General features: G+C 66.9%; 24 protein-coding genes. 11 read left to right on the forward strand and 13 right to left on the reverse strand.

Features of this window, described 5'->3' with window-relative positions; genetic code table 11:
* Positions 1-53: 53 nt before the first annotated feature.
* The 6 genes from bluB to ACFXNW_RS17120 all read right to left on the reverse strand — a co-directional run bounded on the left by bluB (position 54) and on the right by ACFXNW_RS17120 (position 6,977).
* Positions 54-692, reverse strand: coding sequence for a 5,6-dimethylbenzimidazole synthase (gene bluB / locus ACFXNW_RS17095; protein WP_379418681.1), 639 nt, complete (start codon positions 690-692; stop codon positions 54-56).
* Positions 693-797: 105 nt separating this feature from the next.
* Entirely contained in the window at positions 798-2,051 is a 1,254-nt protein-coding gene (locus ACFXNW_RS17100) for a fatty acid desaturase family protein (RefSeq protein ID WP_379418624.1), read from the reverse strand.
* Positions 2,052-2,146: 95 nt separating this feature from the next.
* A complete protein-coding gene (locus tag ACFXNW_RS17105; protein WP_379418625.1) occupies positions 2,147-3,577 on the reverse strand; it encodes a fatty acid desaturase in 1,431 nt (476 codons plus the stop codon).
* 129 nt (positions 3,578-3,706) lie between these two features.
* Positions 3,707-4,852, reverse strand: coding sequence for a ferredoxin reductase (locus ACFXNW_RS17110; protein WP_379418626.1), 1,146 nt, complete (start codon positions 4,850-4,852; stop codon positions 3,707-3,709).
* 135 nt (positions 4,853-4,987) lie between these two features.
* Complete coding sequence (locus ACFXNW_RS17115) at positions 4,988-5,515, reverse strand: DUF6912 family protein (RefSeq protein ID WP_379418682.1); 528 nt, start codon at positions 5,513-5,515, stop codon at positions 4,988-4,990.
* Between the two features lie 37 nt (positions 5,516-5,552).
* On the reverse strand, positions 5,553-6,977 hold the full coding sequence (locus ACFXNW_RS17120; protein ID WP_379418627.1) for a wax ester/triacylglycerol synthase family O-acyltransferase: 1,425 nt from the start codon (positions 6,975-6,977) through the stop codon (positions 5,553-5,555).
* Between the two features lie 329 nt (positions 6,978-7,306).
* Here ACFXNW_RS17120 and secA point away from each other — a divergent pair, with 329 nt between their 5' ends.
* The 6 genes from secA to ACFXNW_RS17150 all read left to right on the forward strand — a co-directional run bounded on the left by secA (position 7,307) and on the right by ACFXNW_RS17150 (position 12,627).
* The gene (gene secA / locus ACFXNW_RS17125; protein WP_379418628.1) at positions 7,307-10,153 is read left to right on the forward strand and encodes a preprotein translocase subunit SecA; all 2,847 of its coding nucleotides are present in this window, start codon (positions 7,307-7,309) and stop codon (positions 10,151-10,153) included.
* A gap of 103 nt (positions 10,154-10,256) precedes the next feature.
* Positions 10,257-10,634, forward strand: a complete 378-nt coding sequence (locus tag ACFXNW_RS17130; protein WP_379418629.1) for a nuclear transport factor 2 family protein — start codon at positions 10,257-10,259, stop codon at positions 10,632-10,634.
* Between the two features lie 97 nt (positions 10,635-10,731).
* Positions 10,732-11,451 (forward strand): DUF3558 domain-containing protein, encoded by a 720-nt coding sequence (locus ACFXNW_RS17135; RefSeq protein ID WP_379418630.1) that lies wholly within the window; start codon positions 10,732-10,734, stop codon positions 11,449-11,451.
* Between the two features lie 125 nt (positions 11,452-11,576).
* A complete protein-coding gene (locus tag ACFXNW_RS17140) occupies positions 11,577-11,813 on the forward strand; it encodes a hypothetical protein (RefSeq protein WP_379418631.1) in 237 nt (78 codons plus the stop codon).
* A gap of 119 nt (positions 11,814-11,932) precedes the next feature.
* Complete coding sequence (locus ACFXNW_RS17145) at positions 11,933-12,193, forward strand: type II toxin-antitoxin system CcdA family antitoxin (protein ID WP_379418632.1); 261 nt, start codon at positions 11,933-11,935, stop codon at positions 12,191-12,193.
* Positions 12,190-12,627 (forward strand): type II toxin-antitoxin system VapC family toxin, encoded by a 438-nt coding sequence (locus tag ACFXNW_RS17150; protein ID WP_379418633.1) that lies wholly within the window; start codon positions 12,190-12,192, stop codon positions 12,625-12,627. The genes ACFXNW_RS17145 and ACFXNW_RS17150 overlap by 4 nt, the downstream gene beginning before the upstream one ends.
* Positions 12,628-12,643: 16 nt before the next feature.
* Here the strand turns inward: ACFXNW_RS17150 and rsgA are convergent, their stop codons facing one another.
* The 4 genes from rsgA to ACFXNW_RS17170 all read right to left on the reverse strand — a co-directional run bounded on the left by rsgA (position 12,644) and on the right by ACFXNW_RS17170 (position 17,251).
* A complete protein-coding gene (gene rsgA / locus ACFXNW_RS17155) occupies positions 12,644-13,600 on the reverse strand; it encodes a ribosome small subunit-dependent GTPase A (protein WP_379418634.1) in 957 nt (318 codons plus the stop codon).
* A 41-nt stretch (positions 13,601-13,641) separates the two neighbouring features.
* Positions 13,642-14,928, reverse strand: coding sequence for a 3-phosphoshikimate 1-carboxyvinyltransferase (gene aroA / locus ACFXNW_RS17160; RefSeq protein WP_379418635.1), 1,287 nt, complete (start codon positions 14,926-14,928; stop codon positions 13,642-13,644).
* Positions 14,929-14,989: 61 nt separating this feature from the next.
* The gene (locus ACFXNW_RS17165) at positions 14,990-16,492 is read right to left on the reverse strand and encodes an aldehyde dehydrogenase family protein (protein ID WP_379418636.1); all 1,503 of its coding nucleotides are present in this window, start codon (positions 16,490-16,492) and stop codon (positions 14,990-14,992) included.
* A 207-nt stretch (positions 16,493-16,699) separates the two neighbouring features.
* Complete coding sequence (locus tag ACFXNW_RS17170) at positions 16,700-17,251, reverse strand: hypothetical protein (protein WP_379418637.1); 552 nt, start codon at positions 17,249-17,251, stop codon at positions 16,700-16,702.
* Positions 17,252-17,397: 146 nt separating this feature from the next.
* Between ACFXNW_RS17170 and ACFXNW_RS17175 the strand changes: the two genes are divergently transcribed.
* Positions 17,398-18,192: an SOS response-associated peptidase gene (locus ACFXNW_RS17175; protein WP_379418638.1), complete on the forward strand. Its 795-nt coding sequence runs from the start codon at positions 17,398-17,400 to the stop codon at positions 18,190-18,192.
* A gap of 211 nt (positions 18,193-18,403) precedes the next feature.
* Here ACFXNW_RS17175 and ACFXNW_RS17180 read toward each other — a convergent pair whose 3' ends face one another.
* Positions 18,404-18,715 carry a hypothetical protein gene (locus tag ACFXNW_RS17180; protein WP_379418639.1) on the reverse strand — a complete coding sequence of 104 codons (312 nt, stop codon included), beginning with the start codon at positions 18,713-18,715 and terminating at the stop codon, positions 18,404-18,406.
* A gap of 93 nt (positions 18,716-18,808) precedes the next feature.
* Positions 18,809-19,303, reverse strand: coding sequence for a Cys-tRNA(Pro) deacylase (gene ybaK / locus ACFXNW_RS17185; RefSeq protein ID WP_379418640.1), 495 nt, complete (start codon positions 19,301-19,303; stop codon positions 18,809-18,811).
* A 271-nt stretch (positions 19,304-19,574) separates the two neighbouring features.
* Between ybaK and ACFXNW_RS17190 the strand changes: the two genes are divergently transcribed.
* Together ACFXNW_RS17190 and rsrA are read left to right on the forward strand one after the other, a co-directional pair.
* Positions 19,575-20,285, forward strand: a complete 711-nt coding sequence (locus ACFXNW_RS17190; RefSeq protein ID WP_379418683.1) for a sigma-70 family RNA polymerase sigma factor — start codon at positions 19,575-19,577, stop codon at positions 20,283-20,285.
* Between the two features lie 20 nt (positions 20,286-20,305).
* Positions 20,306-20,566, forward strand: a complete 261-nt coding sequence (gene rsrA / locus ACFXNW_RS17195; protein WP_379418684.1) for a mycothiol system anti-sigma-R factor — start codon at positions 20,306-20,308, stop codon at positions 20,564-20,566.
* Positions 20,567-20,666: 100 nt separating this feature from the next.
* Here the strand turns inward: rsrA and ACFXNW_RS17200 are convergent, their stop codons facing one another.
* Positions 20,667-20,741, reverse strand: coding sequence for a 50S ribosomal protein bL37 (locus tag ACFXNW_RS17200; RefSeq protein ID WP_022597109.1), 75 nt, complete (start codon positions 20,739-20,741; stop codon positions 20,667-20,669).
* Between the two features lie 246 nt (positions 20,742-20,987).
* On the opposite strand from ACFXNW_RS17200, the gene ACFXNW_RS17205 reads away from it, so the two are divergent.
* Both ACFXNW_RS17205 and ACFXNW_RS17210 read left to right on the forward strand, forming a co-directional pair.
* Positions 20,988-21,203: a biotin/lipoyl-binding carrier protein gene (locus tag ACFXNW_RS17205; protein ID WP_379418641.1), complete on the forward strand. Its 216-nt coding sequence runs from the start codon at positions 20,988-20,990 to the stop codon at positions 21,201-21,203.
* A 35-nt stretch (positions 21,204-21,238) separates the two neighbouring features.
* On the forward strand, positions 21,239-22,753 hold the full coding sequence (locus ACFXNW_RS17210) for a sensor histidine kinase (RefSeq protein ID WP_379418642.1): 1,515 nt from the start codon (positions 21,239-21,241) through the stop codon (positions 22,751-22,753).
* Positions 22,754-22,891: the final 138 nt, after the last annotated feature.

The following is a 22,891-nucleotide window of genomic DNA, read 5'->3' on the forward strand; positions in this document are numbered from 1 at the left end:
AGGATCGGCGAGCCACCACGGCTTCGGCTGGTCTTCCGTTCACCGACTCCCGATCAGCGCATGTCGTCCTGTGGTCGGCCGAAGGTTTCCCGGTGCACTGCCTCGCTCAATGCACGACCGGTACGCCACCCGAACCGTTCCAGGTCGGGCACCTCCTGAAATTCGCGGACCGGCCCGATACACAACCAGGCGATCGGGCGAATCCCAGCTGGAATTCCGATGAGCTCTGCCAGAAACTCCGAATCGTAGAACGACACCCACCCCACGCCGATACCTTCGGCGGTGGCGGCGAGCCACAGATTCTGGATAGCGAGAACCGCTGAGTAGACGCCGGTTTCGGGGACGGTGGCCCGGCCGAGCACATGCTCTCCGCCACGGCCGTGGTCGTAGGTGACGACGATGCCGGTGCCGCTGTCCTCGATACCTTCGATCTTGATCGGATCGAAGGTCGCTGCCCGCTCCGGCGGCAGTGAGTCGTGGAACTCGCGGCGTTTGCCGGCAACGTGCTCGGCGAAGGTGCGCAACCGCTGCCGGTCACGCACGACCGTGAAGTCCCACGGCTGCGTATTACCCACGCTCGGTGCGCAGTGCGCCGCCTCCAGGATGCGCCACAGGGTGCCCTCGTCGACGACGTCTCCGGTGAATTCGGCGCGCACATCGCGCCGCAACCGGATGGCGTCGTACACCGACATTCGCGCAGAACTCACTCGAAGAGTGAATCACGGGCGCACCGCACCTCGGTCGGCGTGACCGCGATGGGCGTGCGCATGGTGGCGTCGCCAGACTGCGGAGCAGGCCTAGCCGATCGGCAGTGCCTTGCGCGCGAAGCGCCTGCGGCCTTCGGCCAGTGCCGTGCGCAGCCCCCTGCGGCGGCCGGTGACCGGGTCGAAGGTGGCGGTGGTGTTGCCGTTGAATTTGCGCTCGGAGGCGGTTTCGGGTGCGTCGTCGGCGGTGTGGCGCAGGTACTTGTTCGGCAGCGCGAGCTTGGCGATCGTGCGCCAGGCCTTGAAGTACTGCACCGGCAGCGAACCGGTGGTGTAGGGCAGGTCGTACTTCTCGGCCAGCGCGCGCACCCGGACGGCGATATCGGCGTACCGGTTGCTCGGCAGGTCGGGGAAGATGTGGTGCTCGATCTGGTGGCTGAGATTGCCGGTCATGAAGTGCATGACCGGGCCGCCGGAGATGTTGGCGCTACCGAGCATCTGACGCAGGTACCACTCGCCCTGAGTTTCGTTATCGATATCGGCCTTGGTGAACTTCTCCGCACCGTCGGGGAAGTGGCCGCAGAAGATGACGGCGTTGGTCCACACGTTGCGGACCATGTTCGCGGCCAGATTGGCGGTGAGCGTGCTGAAGAACGCCGGACCGGTCAGCAGCGGGAACACCAGGTAATCCTTGAGCGTCTGCTTGCCGATCTTGGTGAGCACCTCCGACCGCTTGCGCTCGAATTCGGCGCGCTCGGGGGTGCCGGGCTTGTACTTGCCCGCGGCCAGCTTGCCGAGCTCGAGATGCTGGATGGCGACGCCGTATTCGAAGAACAGCTGCAACACCAGGTTGTAGGCCGGATTGCCGAGGTAGAACGGCCGCCAGCGCTGATCGCGGGTGACCCGCAGCAGGCCGTAGCCGATGTCGTCGTCCATGCCGAGGACGTTGGTGTACTTGTGATGCAGGTAGTTGTGGGTGTGCTTCCAGTGCTTGGACGGGCCGGTGTTGTCCCATTCCCAGGAGCTGGAGTGGATTTCCGGATCGTTCATCCAGTCCCACTGCCCGTGCATGACGTTGTGCCCGATCTCCATGTTCTCGATGATCTTGGCGGTGCCGAGCAAGGCGACGCCTGCCAGCCAGGCCGGCGGCAGGAAGCTGGCGAACAGAACCGTGCGGCCGCTGATCTCGAGTGCGCGCTGCAACCGGATGACATTGCGGATGTAGCGCGCGTCTCGCTCACCACGTGAAGATTCGATTTCGCGCCGAATCGCATCGAACTCCGCGCCGAGTGCTTCCACATCGGCTTCGGTGAGGTGCGCGTACTCCTTGACATCCGAGATCGCCATGGCGGTTACAGTACCGTAAGTTACGAGACCGTAGGTTATCGAGATCTTGCCGAAAATGTGGCAAATCCCGCATTGCGTTCACCCGGTCACAGCTGTTATTTTGCCGCCCGCCGCAGCTGGTATTCCCGGCGCAGCGACTCGCGTTCGGCCTTGGCCTTCTCCTTCAGCGAGCGCTTGGCCTCGCGCAGCACTTCCTTCTCGTGCCGCGCCTTCTCTTTGAGGGTGCGCTTGGCTTCGCGCAGCACCTCTTTTTCGTGCCTGGCCTTCTCCTGCAGCACCGTCTTGGCCTCGTGCAGCGCCGATCGCAGGCCACGTCGGCGGCCGGTCGCGGGATCGATGGACCAGTGCAGGTGCTCGGTCCCGTTCCAGTTCGTGACCGGGGTCGGGAGAGTGATGCCTGCGAACTTGCGTTCGGAGGAGGTCTCGGGCGCATTGTCGGAGGTGCGGCGCAGGAATCGGTCCGGAAGTGCGAGCTTGTGGATGGTGCGGAACGCCAGCAGGTACTGCTTGCCCAGCGAGCCCGTGGTGTAGGGCAGGTCGTACTTGTCGCACAGTTCCCGTACCCGCGCGGCGACCTCTGGGTAACGATTGCTCGGCAGATCCGGGAAGAGGTGATGCTCGATCTGGTAGCAGAGGTTGCCGCTCATGAACGCCATCGTCGGCCCGGCCTTGAAATTGGCGCTGCCGAGCATCTGGCGCAGGTACCACTCGCCGCTGGTCTCGTCCTCGAGCTGTTCGATGGTGAACTTCTCGGCGCCGTCGGGGAAGTGGCCGCAGAAGATCACCGCATAGGCCCACAGGTTGCGGACCAGGTTCGCGGTGGCGTTGGCTTTCAATGTCGAGGTGAAGGCGGGGCCGGTGAGTGCGGGATAGAACACGAAGTCCTTGGCGACCTGCCTGGCGATCTTGCGGCCGAACACAACATTCGGTTCGGATCGCAGCTGCCGCGGCGGTACGCCGGAGAGCTCCTTTTCGATGCTCCAGTCGTGCAGGGCGATACCCCACTCGAAGGTCGCCGCCAGGATCAGATTCGCCACCGGCTGCACCAGGTGCAGCGGCCGCCACGGCTCGTCCCGTGTCATCCGCAGGATGCCGAAACCGAGGTCCTCGTCCTTGCCCAGGACGTTGGTGTAGGTGTGATGGGAGTAGTTGTGGGCCCGGCGCCATTGCGCCGACGGGCCGGTCATATCCCATTCCCAGGAGCTGGAGTGGATTTCCGGATCGTTCATCCAGTCCCACTGCCCGTGGCTGATGTTGTGGCCGAGCTCCATGTTCTCGATGATCTTGGCCACCGACAGCAGTGCGGTACCCGTCACCCAGGCCCAGCGATTGCGGCTGCCGAACAACACGGCCCGGCCTGCGACCTCCAGCGCACGCTGCGCGGCAATGGTGCGGCGGATGTAGTTCGCGTCGCGTTCGCCGAGCGACTGCTCCACCGAACGACGCACGGAATCGAGCTCATGTCCGAGGGTCTCGATATCGGTGGCCGTGAGATGGGCAAAGGCTTTGATGTCGGTGATGGCCACCGGCGTCCCTTCTGTATTTCGATCAGCCCGGCGGGCCGTATTCGATCGTCCCCGTGGGCCGTAGTCGACTTACCCAGAGGGTACCCGCCGTACACCCGATTCAGGGGAGCGCGATCGGCTCGAGCACGCTCACACGTCGAGTGTGCAGTCCCCGGCCGCGGCCGAGACACAGGTCTGCACCTTCTCGCCCTCGCGCTTCTCATTGCCGTTGCGCAGATCGCGGGCGTGGCCGGAGGAGATGGTGACCACACAGGTCTGGCAGATGCCCATCCGGCAGCCGAACGGCATCTGCACACCGGCCGCCTCGCCCGCCTCGAGCAGGCTGGTCGCGCCATCGACCTCGGTGCTTCGGTCGCTGCGGCCGAAGGTGACGGTGCCGCCCTCCCCGACAGCCGACCGTTCGATCTCGAATCGCTCGACGTGTAGCCGGTCGGCGATACCCGCGTCTTCCCAGTGCTTTTCGATGTCGTCGAGCATCGGCAGCGGACCGCACGCCCAGGTCTGGCGTTCGCGCCAGTCGGGGATGCGCTCGTCCAACGCGGCCACACTGAACTTGCCCTGCTGGCCGGTCAGCTGCAGCTGTGCGGTGAAGCCCGGATGCCGCTGATCCAGCTCGCGTAGTTCGTCGCCGAACATGACGTCCTCGGCCGTGCGCGCGGAATGGATGTGCACCACATCGGTCACCACATCGCGGCGATCCATCGCCCGCAGCATCGACATCACGGGGGTGATGCCACTGCCGGCGGTGAGGAACAACACCTTCTCCGGCGGCGGGGAAGGCAACACGAACGCACCCTGTGGCGCGGCAAGCCGCACGACGGTGCCGACCGGGACACCGTTGACGAGGTGGCTGGACAGGAAGCCCTCCGGCATCGCCTTCACGGCGATGGAGATGACCTTTTGCTTGCCCTTGCCGCCTGCGTCGGCGTCGGTCCAGTCGGGGGGACAGGTCAGCGAGTAGGAGCGCCAGTGCCAGCGGCCGTCGACCAGCAGGCCGATGCCGATGTACTGGCCCGGCTGGTACTTGAAGTCGAAGCCCCAGCCCGGCTTGATCACCAGGGTGGCCGAGTCGGCGGTCTCGGAGCGCACGTCGACGATGCGGCCGCGCAGCTCCCGCGCCGACCACAGCGGGTTGGCCAGATGCAGGTAGTCATCGGGCAGCAACGGGGTGGTCACCCTGGCGACCGCGCCGCGCAGCACGTTCAACCGTCCGCCGCGCTCGGCGACGCTCGCGGCCGGTGCCTCGAGCCATTCGCGGACATTCTTGAAAACCATCGCTGCCGTTCGTCTCCCTGGTCGTGGCGGACCGGTCCACCGCCTGCCCGCAAGGTTACGGCATCGTAGGTTAGCCGCTCGGCGCGGCGGTGTCAGGACCGCCGGTGGTTCACTCGGGCAAGGATTCGGCAGCGCTCAGAGCAATTCGAGCAGGAACGGCAGCTCTTGAGCGGCGTACCAGGCGAGCTGATGATCCTCGGCGTCGCCGAGCACGAATTCGGCGTCGGTATCGCCGAGATCGGCGGCATCGATGACATCGACCGCCTTGGCGACCGCCGGTTCGGCCTCGGCCAGGTCGACGTGCACCGAGGCGATGCGGTCATAGGTGATCGGGCCGGACAGCCGGACCACCGCGTCGTCGAGGTCGGGGCGCAGTTCGGCGCCGGTGACATCGGCGGCGATGACCGCGCGGCGGTACACCGGGGCACCGGCCGGGAGCGCGGGCGCGGCGTCCTCGCTCGGGCCCTCCTCCGCCGATTCGGTGATGGCGTCGCGCTCGGCCGCGATCAGCCGCAGCGCGGCGCGGGCGGCCTCACCCATGGCGACTTCGGCCAGCTCCTCGTCGTCACCGGAGGCGTAGGCCTCCCGCAACGTGGGGGTCACCGCGAAGGCGGTGCCGCCGAGGGCGCGCAGTTCGCGCTGTTCGACGAGCTCGCGCAGCATCGGCACAGTCGCGGGTACATAGACGCGCAGCTTGCTCTCAGAGGCAGGCACCGAGCATCTCCTCCATGGATTCGTGCACCGATGCCGACAGCACCCCGATATCGGCCATCGCGTCGCGGTCGGCATTGAGCCCGTAGAAGACCCGCCCGTCATAGGACGTGATCCCGATGCTCGACACCTGATTGCGCAGCAACGGCGACACCGGATACATCTCCAGCATCCGCGCGCCACCGATATACATCGGCGTCTGCGGACCCGGCGCATTGGTGATCACCAGGTTGAACGTGTGTTCTGCGAAGGTACTCGCTGCCCGCACGCTCATCGCGTGCAGGCTCGCCGGGGCGAACCCGGCCAGATGCACCAGCGTGCGCGCCCGCACGCCGCGCCGGTGTTTGGCGGTGGCATCGGTGGCATGCGAGATATGCCTCAGCCGCATCACCGGATTGGGTTCGCCGACGGGCAGGTCGATGAGGAACGAGGACACCTCACCGGCCGGTTTCAGCTTGTCGTTGGCGCCTTCGACGTACACCGACATCGGCACCACCGCACGCAGCACGCTCGAATCGACCAGCGCCTCACCGCGGGAAAGCAGCCAGTTGCGCAGCGCGCCGGTGACCACCGCGAGGATCGCATCGTTGATCGAGCAGTCGAAGCGGCGACGGATCTTGCGGTAATCCTCGAGGCCGGTGGTGACGACGTCGAAGCGGCGCTGCCGGGAGGTGCGCGCGTTGAGCGGACTGTCGGGGGCGCCGGTGGTGACCGAGCGGACCGCCGAGACCGCCGCGTCGACCGCGCGCCCGGTCGCGCCGATCAGCCCGAATCCGCCCGAGCCCGCATCGCGCACCACCTCGATGGCTTCGCGGGGCTGACCTGCCAGGTGGGACAACGCGCCGACCAGCAGCTCGGCATCGCTCGGTTCGCGCGGGGCGCACCAGGCGTCATCGGCGAAACCGCGCGGCGAGGTACCCGAATCCAGGATGACGTGCCCGATCTCCAGCGCGCCGTCACCGTCGACCAACGCGGAGTGGGATTTGGTGAACACCGCGCAGCGCCCGCCCGACAGGCCTTCGATCAGATACATCTCCCACAGCGGCCTGCCTTGGTCGAGCGGACGCGAGGACAGCCGGGAGACCAGTTCGTGCAGCTGCTCTTCGGTGCCCGGAGCCGGTAGCGCGGAGCGTCGGATGTGGTAGTTGATGTCGAAGTGGCTGTCCTCCACCCAGACCGGCCTGCCGAGCGATAGTGGGATCTCCCGCACTTTCCTGCGGTAGCGCGGCACCAGCGACAGTCGCGATTCCACCAGGTCCACCAGGCGCCCGTAGTCGAGAACGGGCTTGCCGTGGCCGTCGCCGGTACCGGCAGCGGTGTTCTGCAGGATCGCGAGGGAGCCGATGTGGATCGGGTTGCTGCTCGACTCCAGCCGGTAGAAGGACGCGTCCTGCGGCGTCAGCCTCGTGATCACGCTGCCCGATGCTCCTTCCCGTGCCGCCCCTGCGAGCTGCTCGTCCCGACCCATTGTGGTCCCGCCACAGCGATTCTTCTCCCATTCTGTGGCATATCCCGGCAATCGGTCGTGCACGGGTACCGTTGGGTTCATCAAAACGACACCGCGTATGCGGTGGCTGCCTCGCCCGTGCTCGGCCCGGCCCTGTAACCGGCTGACCACGGCGCCTACCATGGGTGCCGCATTACCATGAAGCGAGCTGCGGCTTCCGCACCACGCGGGCCGTGCGTACCGGCCCGGGGGGCCGGGGACACGACGACACACCGACCAGAGGACTGACGAGACCCGTGCCTGCGCTGACACTGACGAGGTTGCTACGGATTGGTGAGGGTCGCATGGTCAAGCGGCTCTCCCATCTCGCCGACGAGGTTCTCGCGCTCGAGTCCGATTTCGAGGACTTCACCGACGACGAGCTGCGTGAGAAGACCGACGAGTTCAAGCAGCGCTACGCCGACGGTGAACCCCTCGACGAGCTGCTGCTCGAGGCGTTCGCGGTGGCGCGTGAAGCATCGTGGCGGGTGCTGAACCAGAAGCACTACAAGGTCCAGATCATGGGTGGCGCGGCGCTGCACCTCGGCAATATCGCCGAGATGAAGACCGGTGAGGGCAAGACCCTGACCTCGGTGCTGCCCGCCTATCTGAACGCCATCAGCGGCGACGGCGTGCACATCGTCACCACCAACGACTACCTCGCCAAGCGCGACTCGGAGTGGATGGGCCGTGTGCACCGCTTCCTCGGGCTCGAGGTCGGATCGATCCTGTCCGGTATGACGCCGGCCCAGCGCCGCGTCGCCTACGGCGCCGACATCACCTACGGCACCAATAACGAGTTCGGCTTCGACTACCTGCGCGACAACATGACCCATTCGCTGGATGATCTGGTCCAGCGCGGGCACAACTTCGCCGTGGTCGACGAGGTCGACTCCATCCTCATCGACGAGGCCCGCACCCCGCTGATCATCTCGGGCCCGGCCGATGCCTCCAGCAAGTGGTACGCGGAATTCGCCCGCATCGCGCCGCTGCTGAAGAAGGACCTGCACTACGAGGTCGACATCAAAAAGCGCACCATCGGTGTGCACGAGGCGGGTGTGGAGTTCGTCGAGGACCAGCTCGGCATCGACAACCTCTACGAGGCCGCCAACTCGCCGCTGGTGAGCTACTTGAACAACTCCATCAAGGCCAAGGAGCTCTACACCCGCGACAAGGACTACATCGTCCGCGACGGCGAAGTGATCATCGTCGACGAGTTCACCGGCCGCATCCTGGTCGGTCGCCGGTACAACGAGGGCATGCATCAGGCGATCGAGGCCAAGGAAGAGGTCGAGATCCAGCCGGAGAACCAGACCCTGGCCACCATCACGCTGCAGAACTACTTCCGTCTCTACGAGAAGTTGTCCGGTATGACCGGTACCGCCGAGACCGAGGCCGCCGAGCTGCACCAGATCTACAGCCTGGGCGTCATCCCGATCCCGACCAACAAGCCGATGATCCGCGCGGACCAGGCCGACCTCATCTACAAGACCGAGGAATCCAAGTTCGCGGCCGTGGTCGACGATGTGGTCGAGCGGCACGAGAACGGCCAGCCGGTGCTGATCGGTACCACCAGCGTCGAACGCTCGGAGTACTTGTCGAAGCAGTTCACCAAGCGCGGTGTCGCGCATACGGTGCTGAACGCGAAGTTCCATGAGAAGGAAGCCGAGATCATCGCCGAGGCCGGCCGTCCCGGCGCGGTCACGGTGGCGACGAACATGGCCGGTCGTGGTACCGACGTCGTGCTCGGCGGCAACCCCGACATCATCGCCGACATCCTGCTGCGCAAGCAGGGCCTCGACCCGGTGAACACGCCGGAGGAGTACGAGGCGGCCTGGCTGCCCGCCCTCGAGCAGGTCAAGGAGCAGACCGCCGAAGACGCCGACAAGGTGCGTGACGCCGGCGGGCTGTACGTGCTCGGCACCGAGCGGCACGAGTCGCGGCGTATCGACAACCAGCTGCGTGGTCGCGCCGGCCGTCAGGGTGACCCGGGTGAGTCCCGGTTCTATCTGTCCCTCGGTGACGAGCTCATGCGCCGCTTCAACGGTGCCGCCCTGGAAGCCATCATGACCAGGCTGAATCTGCCCGATGATGTGCCGATCGAGGCGAAGATGGTGTCCAAGGCCATCAAGAGCGCGCAGACCCAGGTCGAGCAGCAGAACTTCGAGATCCGCAAGAACGTGCTCAAGTACGACGAGGTGATGAACCAACAGCGCACCGTCATCTACGGCGAGCGCAACCGGATCCTGCGCGGTGAGGACATGGAGGGTCAGGTCCAGGAGATGATCGCCGACGTGGTCTCCGCCTACGTCGACGGCGCCACCGCCGAGGGCTATGTCGAGGACTGGGATCTGGACAAGCTGTGGACCGCGCTGAAGATGCTGTACCCGGTGGGCATCGACCACAAGGAGCTGGTCGGTGAGACCGCCATCGGTGAGGCCGGCGAACTCGACAGTGACGAGCTGCGTGAGGCATTGCTCGATGACGCGCACGACTCCTACGCCAAGCGCGAGGAAGAGATCGACGGCCTGGCCGGCGAGGGCAGCATGCGTACCCTCGAGCGTCAGGTGCTGCTGCAGGTCCTCGACCACAAGTGGCGTGAGCACCTCTACGAGATGGATTACCTCAAGGAGGGCATCGGCCTGCGCGCGATGGCCCAGCGTGATCCGCTGGTCGAATACCAGCGTGAGGGTTTCGACATGTTCGCCGCGATGCTCGAGGGCCTGAAGGAAGAGTCGGTCGGCTATCTGTTCAACCTCCAGGTCGAGGTGCAGCAGCCGCAGCCCGAAGGTGTCGCGGTCGAGCCCGGCCTGCGCTCTCCCGTCGGCGCCGCGGCTCCTGCCCCGGTACCCGCCGCCCCCGCCCAGCCCGCCGCCAACGGTGCCCCCGCCGCGTTGCGCGCCAAGGGCATCGACACCTCCGGCCCCCGCGGCCTGAGCTACTCCGGCCCGGACGAGGGTGGCCACGCCGCCGTCCACAGCGCGTCGGAGGAATACGGCGACGGCGACGGCGACGATTCCCACGCCACCCGCCGCGAACGCCGCGAAGCCGCCCGCGCCCAGTCCAAGGGCAAGCGCGCACCGAAGTCGCGTCGCAAGCACTGAGTAAGCAGTAGCGGAGGCGCCCATGGGTTTCCATGGGCGCCTCCGTCATGTCATGGCGCGTCTTTCCGCGTTGTCCCGCGAAATGACCGTTAAGCTGCGCGTTGTGGACCGCGATGCTGTCGAGGCATGGGTCGAGGAGTACCAACGAGCCTGGCGCTCGCCCGGCACGGAATTGCTCGACGGTCTTTTCGCCCCTGACATCGGTTATCTCGTTTCCCCGTGGGCCGATCCGATCCGGGGCTCGGCGGCCCTTGCCGAATTCTGGGACACAGGCCGCGATGGCCCCGATGAAGCGTTCACCATGGATTCCGAGGTCGTCGCCATCGACGGCGCCACCGCGGTCGTCCGGGTCGAAGTCGAGTATCGCCGCGATACCCCGGCCCGCTGGCGTGACCTGTGGGTTCTGCGCTTCGACGCCGTCGGCCGCTGCACCTGGTTCGAGGAATGGCCGTTCGCCCCTGGTCAACCGGATGGGCAGTGAGGTCGGACCGCTATGTAACGGGCCGTTGACTGCTCTCGATCAAGCTTCCGGATTCACGCTCGTGGACCGAAAGTCACTGAAGAAGAGCAGGTTTGCGATGACTCGAATCAACCGCCACATCGTCGCCGGGGCACTACTGGCCTGCTCGGTGCTGGTGCTCGCCGGGTGCAGCGGCAGTTCGGGTGAGGCTCGGCCTGCCGACGGCGGCGCCGCGGCGAGCACGACCGTCTCGGCCGCGACGACAACGACAGCGACGGGTGCGACTGGCGAAAACGGCGGTCCCGCCGGAGAAAGCGGAGGCTCGGCGCCGGCGCCCGAGGACGGCGGTTCGGAACCGGAGGCGAGCCCGGCGCCATCGGAGGGCTCGGGCGCTCCCGAGGCAGACCCGGTATCGACCGAGGTCCCTACCGGCCTCTGGGACCCGTGCGCCCTACCCGGTGACGCTCTCGCCGGAGCGGGCCTGGACGCCTCCACTGAGCGGAGCATCCCCGGTGCCTGGCGTCCGGACTGGCTGACCTGCCAATGGCAGTCCAGCAGTGGCGCCTTCGATCTGACGATGGAATCCACCGACCGCTCACTGGACGCTGTCCGGCAAGACCCCGAGTTCAAGCAATTCGCCCAGGTGTTCGTCGGCGGCCGCGATGCTCTCAAATACCGCTCGATCCAGGACGTGAAGAACTCGACCTGCGCGGTCAGCGTTGCGGTCCCGGACGGCAGCGTCATGTTCTCGGTGCGCATGCACGGCGAGACCACCGTTGGTGAGGCATGTGGCCACGCTGCAGTTGTCGGCGAAGCGCTGGTCGGTCATCTGCCGTAACCGTGCGGTCGAGCGGTGTCGTCAGAAATGGCGGGCCGCTATGTAACGGGCCATCAAATGATGGCGATGAAACCTCCGGACCACATTCTGTGAGCCGAAAGTCACTGAAGAAGAACAGGTTTGACATGACTCGTATCAACCGGCACATCGTCGCGGGCGCACTTCTGGGCGGCGCGATGCTGATGTCCATCGCCCCCGCGCATGCCGAATCCGGGCTGCGGCTCACGGAAACCCAGTCAACTCCGCAGCAGGCAGGCACGGCCGTGAACAGCGGCTCGGCCGACTTCCTGACCAGCGGTTCGGCCCAGGCGCTGAACCGCATGTGGTGCGGCACGCTCTGGATGCCTGTCTGCTATCCGTAACGGTTGACTTCGTTCGCTGAACCGGCTCTGCGTGAGTGTCATCGGCGCGGGCGTAGGGCCGAGTTCGCAGCGCTACCGACAGTCATACGCTATGGATTCGGGCAAGGTACGATACTTGTATGGCCAAACGTAAGATAACGGTGACGATTGATGAAGAGGTGGTCGAGCAGGCTCGTAAGCTCGGCGACTCGCATTTGTCTGCTGTTGTGAATGCGGCGCTGGCCGAGCATGTCGAGCGGATGGCGCGTAACGCGGCGCTGGGCGATCTGCTGGATGGCTGGGATGACGAGTTCGGTCCGGTGTCTGATGAGGACGCGCAGTACGCCGAAGATGCCTTCGCTGAACTCGATGGATCTAGTGGTCGGCGCGAGATCGCATGAGCCTGCCCATCGTGCTCGACTCGGACGGGTTGTCGGCACTGTGTGAGCCGAAGCCGCCTGCTCGGCTGCGAGCGCTGCTTGCCGCCGCCCGGGTTCGGTCCAGCGAAGTACTGGTGCCGGCTGTGGTGTGCGCAGAAGTGTGCCGGGGTGTGGCCCGTACGCGGCGGGTGGAAACGCTGGTCTCACGCAAGCCTCATGATCACGCGTGGCAGCGGCCGATCGCGGTGGTACCCACAGACTTCGACATGGCACGTCAGGTTGGTGCGATCCTGCATGGCTCACAGCTGGGCAGCCGTTACCTCGCCGACGCTCACGTCGTTGCCCTGTGCGCTCGATATGGCGGTGGGCTCGTCATCACTTCTGATCCGGATGACATTCGGCAGCTGGCTGCTGCGGTTCCTTCCGCGCGGATTGTTACGCGCAGTCCGGACTGACCTCAGCCGGGAGCGATTACCACGGATCGTTCGAATTCAAGGCCGTCAGCAGCTGGCGGATCGCCGCTACCCGGCGCTCCTTGGCGGGCAATGCATCCAGTGCGCATTCCGGATCGGCGGGAGGGCCGAGGTGGGTGCATCCTCGCGGGCAGTCTTCGATGGCGTCGGCGAGGTCGGTGAAGGCGGCGATGACGTCGTCGGGGGTGATGTGAGCAAGGCCGAAGGAGCGGACACCGGGGGTGTCGATGACCCAGCCGCCCGCGGGCAGGGGCAGGGCCACCGATTGGGTGGAGGTGTGTTTGCCTTTGCCTACGCCGGAGACCTCGCCGACGGCGCGGTCGGCGTCGGGGACCAGGCGGTTGACGAGGGTGGATTTGCCGACACCGGAATGGCCGATGAAGGCGGTGAGGTGGCCGGTGAGCAGGTCGAGGACCGGTTCGATGCCGTCGTCGACACCGCCGTAGACGATGGTGAGTTCGAGATCGTCGAACAGGGCGGCGAATTCGGAATCCGCGGCCAGATCGTGTTTGGTCAGGCACAGGATCGGTTGCAGGCCACCGGCATACGCGGCGACCATGGCACGTTCGACGAAACCGGTGCGCGGCGGCGGATCGGCAAGGGCGACGACGATGAACAGGCGTTCGGCATTACCGACGACGACACGTTCGAAGGGATCGGTGTCATCGGCGGTGCGGCGCAACACCGTTCGGCGTTCACCGACGCGAACGATGCGGGCCAGGGTGTCGGGTTTGCCGGACAGATCGCCGACGACGTCGACCTGATCGCCGACGACGATGGGGGTGCGGCCGAGCTCCCGCGCACGCATGGCGACGATCAACCGATCCGGGTCGCCCCCGAGTACGCACCCCCAGCGGCCTCGGTCCACCGACACCACCATGGCGGATTCGGCGTCATCGTGCTTCGGGCGGGTCTTGGTGCGCGGACGCGAACTCTTGCCGGGACGCACCCGCACATCGGATTCGTCGTAGCTGGCGGTGGAGCGGCCGCGCGAGCTCAGCGCACCGCTCCCTGATCAGCGGGATCCAGCATCCGCTCCCACAGGGCGACGAAATCGGGCAGGGTCTTCGCGGTGGTGCCGATGTCCTCGATCTCGACGCCGGGAACAGCGAGTCCGAGAATGGCACCCGCGGTGGCCATCCGATGGTCGGCGTAGGAATGCCAGCGTCCGCCGGTGAGCGGGGCGGGAACGATCTCGAGCCCGTCCTCGGTCTCGGTGACATTGCCGCCGAGCCGGTTGATCTCGGTGGACAGCGCGGCGAGCCGGTCGGTTTCGTGGCCACGCAGATGGGCGATGCCGCGCAGGTAAGACGGTGAATCGGCCAGCGCGGCCAGCGCGGCGACAGTGGGGGTGAGTTCGCCGACGTCGTGCAGGTCGATATCGATACCGGCGAGCCGGTCCGGACCGCTGACGGTCAAGATGCCGTCGAAGATGCGTGCCTCGGCACCCATCCGCACCAGGATCTCGCGGATGACGTCGCCTGGCTGGGTGGTCAACCGCGGCCAATGCGGAATGCTGATTTCGCCGCCGGTGACCGCGGCCGCCGCGAGGAACGGCGTGGCATTGGACAGATCGGGTTCGACATCCCAGTCCACCGCGGCGATGGGGCCGGGGCCGACGACCCACGTCTGCGCCTTGCGGCTGTCGGCCGGTTCCTGCACCTGCACCTCGGCGCGGCGCAGCATCTCCACCGTCATCTCGATATGCGGCATCGACGGCAGTGCCTTGCCGTCGTGATGGACGGTGATCCCCTCGTCGAAGCGGGCCGCCGACAGCAGCAGCCCGGAGACGAACTGGGAGGAACCCGACGCGTCGATGGTGACCGCGCCGCCACGCAACGAACCGGCGCCGTGCACGGTGAACGGCAGGGCATCCCCGTCGATCCGAGCGCCGAGCCCGCGCAGCGCGTCGAGGATGGTGCGCAGCGGCCGGACCCTTGCCTGTGCGTCACCGTCGAAGGCGACGTCGCCGGTGGCCAGGGTGGCCAGGGGCGGCAGGAACCGCATGACAGTCCCCGCCAGCCCGCAGTCGACGGTGCCGGCGGTGAGCGGGGCAGGCGTGACGGTGAGGGTCTCGGCGTCACCGTCGATGCGGGCGCCGAGCGCCCGCAATGCCTCGATCATCAGGTTGGTGTCCCGGCTGCGCAGCGCGCCGGTGATCGTGGACGGGCCCTCGGCGAGGGCAGCCAGGATCAGGGCTCTGTTGGTGATCGATTTCGATCCGGGCAGGGTCACGGTCGCGTGCACGGGGGCGTCGACATGGGGCGCTGGCCAGAAATTCACCAGTCCATCTTCGCTTATCCGCGGCGTGGACACACGGGCGGCGTGGAATCCGCCCGATCTGTTACTTGTGCCTCCCGTGCAACAGCGGCACCACTCGTCGCAGAATTTTCATGGTCGACTGGGTGCGCGAGTAGCTCAGCAGCGCCATGCCAGGGATGCTGAATCGCTGGATCGCGATCGAATGCGGGCGGACGAACTCACGCAGGCCTGGCTCACCGTGGATGCGGCCGATACCGGAATCGCCGCTGCCGCCGAAGGGCAGACCGGGGATGGCGGCGAAACCGAGCACCGAGTTCACCGAGGTCGCACCGACGCGCAGCCTGCGAGCGATCTCGAGACCCTGCTTGCGGGAGTACACGGCCGAGGACAGGCCGTAGGTGGAGTCGTTGGCCAGGTCGACGGCCTCGTCGATGCTGTCGACGGTGCGGATGGTCATGGTCGGGCCGAAGGTCTCCTCCTTGACCGCCGACGAATCCTCATCGGTGTCGAGCAACACCACCGGTTCGATGAACGGGGCCTTGACCGATTCCGGGCCACCGACGACCGCCGTGCCGCCCTTGGCGATGGCGTCCTCGATGTGGCGGCGCACGATATCGACCTGGCTCGGCATCGTCATCGGGCCGTAGTCGGCGTCCGAGCCGGAGCCGGGCTTGACGTCGGTGAGGATGCGCCGCAGTTCGGCGACGAATTCATCGCGCACCGATCGGTCGACGTACACCCGCTCGACGCCCGCGCAGGTCTGGCCGCTGTTGGAAGTGGCGCCCCAGGCGACCGCGTCGGCCGCGGCCTTCACATCGGCGTCGGCGGCGACGATCACCGCGTCCTTACCGCCGCATTCCAGCAGCACCGGGGTCAGGGAGTCGGCGGCGGCGGCCATGATCTTGCGGCCGGTGCCGGGCGAGCCGGTGAACGCGATCTTGTCCACGCCCGCGCGCACGAGCGCGGCACCGGTCGCGCCGTAGCCGTTGATCGTGGCGAACACGCCCTTGGGCAGCTCCGGATTGGCCTTGGTGAACGCGTCGGCGAGGAAATTGCCGATACCCGTCGAGTATTCGCTCGGCTTGAAGACCACGGTGTTGCCCGCGGCGAGCGCGTAGGCGATGGAACCGTTGGGTGTGTAGACCGGGTAGTTCCACGGGCCGATCACGCCGACGACACCCAGCGGGCGCTGCTCGAGCCGGGCCGAGAAGTTCGACATCAACGCGCCGGGGGAGATCTTCTTGGGCGCGAGCACCTTCTTGGCGTGCTTGGCGGCCCAGGCGATGTGCTCGAGCGCGAGCATCAGCTCGAGAAAGGCGTCGTCGAGCGGTTTGCCGTTCTCGGCGTGGATCAGCGCGCAGAACTCGTCGGATTCGGCGACCAGGCGGCTCGACCAGCGCAGCAGCGCTTTACGGCGTTCGTCGAAATCGAGTGCGGCCCAGGTCTCGGCGGCCTGGCGGGCGGTGGCGACGGCGGCGCGCACGGCGTCCTCGTCGGCGATCGGGAAGGTGTCCAGGGTCGCGCCGGAGGCGGGGTCGACCGAGGTGAGCACCGTGTCCGCGGGGGCGGCGTCGGTCGTTGTCACAGGGGCTCCTCGTGCCGGGCACCCGGGCGGGTTCGGCCCGGGCGCTGGGTGGTGGCGTGGCCTATCGGGCGCATGCCGACTGGGTCGGGTGCAGTTCCCGACTCGTTGAGAGAATGTTATGACATTACTCTCAGGGTGTCATCAGTTCTGGGTGAACAATCTCGCCTCTGCCGCTCTTACCCCTTCGTGACAGCGGAGTTCACTCGATCACGGCATGGGTGCCGGTGCCGACGAACCCGATCGCAGATCGATGACGACCGCGGGGGAGATATCGAACAGCGCCGGATCGAATTCGCCACTGATCGGGTTGATATTGCAGATCGTGCCCACCGCGTAGATTCCACGCGGGAGGTCGGGGAACGATCCGGTGATCTGTCCGGTCGAGGAGGCGATCTGGATCCGCGGCCCGGCAGCCAGCGCGCCGTCGGCGATCAAACGCTGTAGCAGCGCGAAGACATCGGGTTCGCGCCCGCTGATCGTGTCGATGGCGGCGGGGGCGAGGATGGGCGCGGCGACGAGTACGTCGACCACGGCGGTGGTGCATTCGCCGCGGATGACCGGGAAGGTGTCGCGCCGGTTGGGGACGTTATCGATCGTGTAGTCGATGGTGGCCCCCGACACCGTCGTGTTGAGCAATACCGGTGGCCTCGGGTCCTGTGCGGTGGCGATGGCCGGAAGTGCGGTCGCGGTGAACCCGGCAAGCGCGAGCGCCGCGCAGATTCGGACGATGCCGGTACGGAGGAAACTGGATCGAAGCATGGATCTCTCCTCTTCGTCAGATGGGCTCACGCTAGCAGTGGTTCCCAGGTCGACGGGCGGATTTGCGGCGGCACGCCGAGCGGTGAATCCGGTGCGCGGGCGCGCGGTTCACTGCCGATGTCGGTGCCCGGTGGCAGTATCGGGATATGTGCGGACGCTATGCGACGACGACCAATCCCGGACGGCTCGCGGTCGAGCTGGACGCGATCGATGAGACCGGCGACGCCGCGGGCTCGGAGGGCTCCGATCGCGGCGCCGCGAACTACAACGTCGCCCCGACGACGCAGGTGCTGACGGTGGTCGAACGCCACGAACACGGCAACCCCGACGACGATCCGCGGCTGCGGATCCGGCGCATGCGCTGGGGGCTCATCCCGCATTGGTCCAAAGCGGCCGAGCCGGGCGTGCCGGTGAAGGGCAAGCCGCTGTTCAACGCGCGCGCCGACAAGGCCGCAACGACACCGTCGTTCCGGGACGCGGTGAAGTACCGGCGCTGCCTGGTGCCGATGGACGGCTGGTACGAGTGGCTGGTCGAGCCGGATCCCTCCGGTGCCAAGAGCAAGGTGGTCAAGCACCCCTATTTCATGTCCGCCGCCGATGGTTCGCGGCTGTACATGGCGGGGCTGTGGTCGGTGTGGCGCGACCGCACCCAAGACGAGCCCGAGCCGCTGCTGTCGTGCACCATCCTGACCACCGACGCCATCGGCGACCTCACCCGCATTCACGACCGGATGCCGCTGCCGATGCCGAGTGAGCACTGGGAGGCGTGGCTGGACCCGGATCATCCGGCCCCGGCCGAACTGCTGGAACCGCCCACGCCCGTACTGGTGGCCGGTATCACCGCGCGCTCGGTGTCGTCGCTGGTGAACAGCGTCCGCAACAACGGGCCCGAGCTATTGGCACCGGCAGAAGAGCAGTCCGAACAGATCAGTCTGCTGTAGCCCTCGCTGCCCGCGAGGCGGCGGCCGTTGAGCGGTACACGACGCGACGCAGGGTGTCCGCGCGGAGATGCGGGCGACGGTTGTCGCGCAGGCGCACCTCGTCCGCCCCGCTGAGGAGTCGTCCGGATGCCGAAATGGAACGGGCCGGAGTATCGGCCGCAGCCGAGACGTCCGGCCCGCCATGGGGCATCCGCGCAGACCGCTGGTCAGCTCAGATCGAGCACCCCACCGTGGGCGTCACGACATTCAGGCCGCACTTGAGGATGTTCGCCGCCAGGTCGATGACCTCGCCGGCGAGTCCGCCGCCGAACTCCTCGGCCCGCTCGGCGCGCTCGTCCTTCTTGGGCTCATGGGTGGTGCCGCCCTCGTCACCGTCGAACGGGTAGGCGGGCTGGGCCTGGCCGCCCTGCGGCGCGGCGACCGCGGCCGGGGTGGCCAGCACCGCGGGGCCCGCGGCCAGGACCAGCGCCCCGGACAGGGCGGCGATCGTGGTGCGCAGACGTTGGCGCGGGGACATTCGCATCACATCCTCGGATCGGTCGGAACTTGGCGATTCAAGTAACGCACACCGACGTGGACGAGGCGAGGTTTACCGGCGTGGCGCACCACGTGTCTGTCAGCCTGCGGCCACGGGGGCGGTGACGGCGTCGGTCAATCGGATCAGATCGGCGGGGGCCAGATCGATTTCGAGCCCCCGGCGTCCGGCGCTGCACAGGATTCGGTCCCAGTTCGACGCCGACGCGTCCACCACCGTCGGCAGTGTCTTGCGCTGGCCGAGCGGTGAGATTCCGCCGAGCACATATCCGGTGCTGCGTTCGGCCTTGGCGCGATCGGCCATCGCCGCTTTGGGCGCGCCGAGCGCCGCGGCCGCCGCCTTCAGCGACAGGCTCTGCGGCACCGGCAGCACCGCGACGGCCAGTGAGCCGGTCGACAACTCCAGCACCAGCGTCTTGAAGATCTGCCAGGGGTCGAGGCCCAGCTCGGCGGCGAGCGCGTCGACAGCCTCGGCGCCATAGGAATCGGCGCGCGGGTCGTGGGTGTAGGCGTGTACCCGGTGCTCGACCCGTGCCTCGACCAGGGTGCGGATCGCCGGTGTGGCGGCTGCTGCCATAGCGACCACCCTAATTCGGCGGGCTCGAACGCAGCGCCGCACGTCGGGAACACGCGAGCCGGTTCGCATGTTGCATGCGAATAGCGAAGCCGTGTGAGTGCCGGTGCGGCGCGAGGCCACGGTTCGGCGGATTCACCGGCCGCCGCACGTCTGTCCGGTGTACGTCTGAAGGAGGAGCCCGTTGCCCGTTCTGGTCGAGGAACGCCCGGTCCGGACCGAGGCGTCGGACGCGCGGTTCCGAGTCGTTACGCTGGTGCCGGTAGATTTGGCGATGACGCCGATCGAAGGGACACGTGTGACAGGCGAGGAAGCTACCGCGGCCGACGGCCCCGCCGCGGGTGCCGGTGGCGTGGAGGATTCGGACGCGCTGACACAGCGGTTCGAGCGCGACGCGCTCCCGCTGCTCGACCAGCTCTATGGCGCCGCGCTGCGCATGACCAGGAACCCGGCCGACGCCGAGGACCTGGTTCAGGAGACCTATGTCAAGGCCTACCAGGGCTTCAAGTCCTTCAAAGAGGGCACGAACCTGCGTGCCTGGCTGTACCGGATCCTGACCAACACCTACATCAACTCCTACCGCAAGAAGCAGCGCCAGCCCGCGCAGTACCCGACCGACGAGATCACCGACTGGCAGCTGGCCGCGACCGCCGAGCACACCTCCACCGGTCTGCGTTCGGCCGAGGTGGAGGCGCTGGACGCGCTGCCGGACGACGACATCAAGGCCGCGCTGCAGGAGTTGCCGGAGGAATTCCGGATGGCGGTGTACTACGCCGACGTCGAAGGTTTCCCGTACAAGGAGATCGCCGACATCATGGGCACTCCTATCGGTACGGTGATGTCCCGGCTGCATCGCGGCCGTAAGCAATTGAAGGGTTTGCTCGCCGACGTGGCGCGCGAACGTGGATTCAACCGCACCGGGGGCACGTCCGACACGAAGTCCGCGTCCACCGCGGGCACGGTGCGCCAGGAGGTCAAGCAGTGAGCGCCGAGCACGATCCCGATATGGAGCTCGACTGCACGGCGGTCCTCGCCGATGTGTGGCTGATGCTCGACGGCGAATGCGACGATTCGACCCGGGCGCGGCTGCAGCATCATATGGATCATTGCGCGCCCTGCATCGAGGCCTACGGCATCGAAGAGAAGATCAAGGGGCTGCTCAGCCGCAAGTGCGGCGGCGACCGCGCCCCCGATTCGCTGCGGGATCGGCTGACGGTGGAGATCCGCCGGACGGTGACGATCCGATCCGAATCCGCAGAGTCCTGACAGCCCTGAAACAAACGAACGGCACGTCCTTCCGGTCAGGAAGTGACGTGCCGCTCGCGTATCGGTCGAAGACCGATCAACAGCTGTGCGCAACCGCGCCTCAGGCGTTCGGCCGCTTGCCGTGATTTGCGGCGTTGCCCTTGCGGCTGCGCTTCTTACGGCCACGTTTACCCATCGGTAGCTCCTGGATCACCCCCGCCTGTGCGGGGCTCGTGTCGACAATTGGGATCATCCCCGCTCAACGCGGAAATATCGATCCTCCCCGCCTGCGCGGGGCTCGTGACAATCTACCGCACAGGTGTGCGGTAACGGCTGGGGGCATTCCTCGGCGAAGGCGGTGGCCGGGTGTGTGATTGGCTATATCGTCAGCGGGACGCGCCGCCGACGGTGGTGACCCATACAACACAGCGAACGGGGTGTCATGGCTGAGGAAGTACGTGCGGAGATGGTCTCGACCGTGCTGACGGTGGAGGTCGCGGTCGGCGATCACGTCGCGCACGACCAGACGCTGGTACTGCTCGAGTCGATGAAGATGGAGATTCCGGTGATCACCGAGGTCGGCGGCGAGGTCACCTCGATCGCGGTCACCCCTGGCCAGGTGCTCCAGCAGGGCGATCTGATCGCCGTCATCTCCTGAGTGGCGCGAGCCGGAATCGAAGCGACTGACCGATCATGGCGACACTGAGCGAACTGCTTGCCGAACACACCGACCTACCCGGCGTCGCCGTGGATCATCTGCAACGAGTGGTGGGTGATTGGCAACTGCTCGCCGATCTGTCCTTCGCCGATCTGCTGCTGTGGGTCGGGGCCGGACCTGTCACCGACGGGGCCGACATCGTGTGCGTGGCCCAGTGCCGGCCGACCACCGCGCCTACGGTCCATTACGAGGACCTGGTCGGAACCCAGGCCCTACGTGCCGAGCATCCTCAGGTGTTCGACGCCCTGACCACCGGCCAGATCGTGCGCACCGACGGCGAGTCCGACGCCAAGGGCGTCTATCACCCGCATCCGGTGGATGCTTTCCGCGAAGCCATCCCGGTGCGCTGCGGTGACGATGTGATCGCGGTCCTCAGCCGCGACACCGATCTACAGCGCTCCAAGGTGCGCAGCACCCTCGAGATCGCCTATGTCGCTTGCGCCGACGATCTGTGCCAGATGATCGCCGACGGCACCTTCCCGACCACCGAGGATCGCGCCGCCACCCATTCCAGCCCGCGGGCAGGCGACGGGTTCATCCGACTCGACACCGAGGGCATCGTCACCTACGCCAGCCCAAATGCGCTCTCGGCGTACCACCGGATGGGATTGCAGGCCGATCTGGCCGGGCAAGATCTGGCCGTCACCACCCGCTCACTCATCACCGACCCATTCGATGCCCAGGAAGTGGTCGGCGATATCCAGGCCGCGCTGGCCGGGCGGACCGGGCGCCGGATGGAGGTCGAGGCCAGGGGCGCGACGGTGCTGCTGCGCACACTGGTGCTGCGCCCGCACGGTGAACTGGCCGGTGCGGCGGTGCTGGTGCGCGACGTCACCGAGGTCAAGCGCCGCGACCGCGCGCTGCTGAGCAAGGACGCGACCATCCGGGAGATCCATCACCGGGTGAAGAACAATCTGCAAACCGTGGCCGCGCTGCTGCGTTTGCAGGCCAGACGCACCGAGAACGAGGAGGCGCAGGTCGCGCTGACCGAGTCGGTTCGCCGCGTCACCTCCATCGCCTCGGTGCACGAGATGTTGTCGATGTCGGTGGACGAAGAGGTCGACCTCGACGAAGTGGTGGACCGGCTACTGCCGATCATGGCCGACGTCGCGACCGTGCACACCGCGCGGATCAAGGTGCGGCGGGCGGGTTCGCTCGGCGTGTTCTCCGCCGAACGGGCGACCCCGCTGGTGATGGTGCTGACCGAGCTGGTGCAGAACGCCATCGAGCACGCTTTCGACGCCGGCGAGAACGGCACGGTGACGATTCGTTCGGAGCGTTCGGCGCGCTGGCTGGATGTGATCATCAGCGATGACGGCCGCGGCCTGCCCGCCGGTTTCAGTCTGGAAGCCTCCGACCGGCTCGGCTTGCAGATCGTGCGCACACTGGTGACGGCGGAACTGGGCGGATCCATCGGCTTGCATCCTGGTGCCGACATCGGCACCGACGCCGTGCTCAGGGTCCCCCTCGGCCGACGCTCCGGGCGCTGACCCCTAGACGCCCAGCCCTGCCAGACGCAACCGAATGCGATTGTCGGTGCATCTCAAATTTCGAGCGAAGCGAGACCGAGCATAGAGTTCGCGGCCCGTCTCGCGTCTCCGGTGCCGCTGCGCAAGCCGAAGGCAAGC

It is taken from the genome of Nocardia sp. NPDC059180 (genome assembly GCF_042754945.1).
Classification (GTDB): Bacteria; Actinomycetota; Actinomycetes; order Mycobacteriales; family Mycobacteriaceae; genus Nocardia.

Coding starts and splice junctions, on each gene's coding strand:
- bluB (WP_379418681.1), bottom strand. CDS start 692: ATGTCGGTGTACGACGCCATCCGGTTGCGGCGCGATGTGCGCGCCGAA.
- ACFXNW_RS17100 (WP_379418624.1), bottom strand. CDS start 2,051: ATGGCGATCTCGGATGTCAAGGAGTACGCGCACCTCACCGAAGCCGAT.
- ACFXNW_RS17110 (WP_379418626.1), bottom strand. CDS start 4,852: ATGGTTTTCAAGAATGTCCGCGAATGGCTCGAGGCACCGGCCGCGAGC.
- ACFXNW_RS17115 (WP_379418682.1), bottom strand. CDS start 5,515: ATGCTGCGCGAGCTCGTCGAACAGCGCGAACTGCGCGCCCTCGGCGGC.
- ACFXNW_RS17135 (WP_379418630.1), top strand. CDS start 10,732: ATGACTCGAATCAACCGCCACATCGTCGCCGGGGCACTACTGGCCTGC.
- ACFXNW_RS17140 (WP_379418631.1), top strand. CDS start 11,577: ATGACTCGTATCAACCGGCACATCGTCGCGGGCGCACTTCTGGGCGGC.
- ACFXNW_RS17145 (WP_379418632.1), top strand. CDS start 11,933: ATGGCCAAACGTAAGATAACGGTGACGATTGATGAAGAGGTGGTCGAG.
- ACFXNW_RS17150 (WP_379418633.1), top strand. CDS start 12,190: ATGAGCCTGCCCATCGTGCTCGACTCGGACGGGTTGTCGGCACTGTGT.
- ACFXNW_RS17170 (WP_379418637.1), bottom strand. CDS start 17,251: ATGCTTCGATCCAGTTTCCTCCGTACCGGCATCGTCCGAATCTGCGCG.
- ACFXNW_RS17175 (WP_379418638.1), top strand. CDS start 17,398: ATGTGCGGACGCTATGCGACGACGACCAATCCCGGACGGCTCGCGGTC.
- ACFXNW_RS17180 (WP_379418639.1), bottom strand. CDS start 18,715: ATGCGAATGTCCCCGCGCCAACGTCTGCGCACCACGATCGCCGCCCTG.
- ybaK (WP_379418640.1), bottom strand. CDS start 19,303: ATGGCAGCAGCCGCCACACCGGCGATCCGCACCCTGGTCGAGGCACGG.
- ACFXNW_RS17190 (WP_379418683.1), top strand. CDS start 19,575: ATGACGCCGATCGAAGGGACACGTGTGACAGGCGAGGAAGCTACCGCG.
- rsrA (WP_379418684.1), top strand. CDS start 20,306: ATGGAGCTCGACTGCACGGCGGTCCTCGCCGATGTGTGGCTGATGCTC.
- ACFXNW_RS17205 (WP_379418641.1), top strand. CDS start 20,988: ATGGCTGAGGAAGTACGTGCGGAGATGGTCTCGACCGTGCTGACGGTG.
- ACFXNW_RS17210 (WP_379418642.1), top strand. CDS start 21,239: ATGGCGACACTGAGCGAACTGCTTGCCGAACACACCGACCTACCCGGC.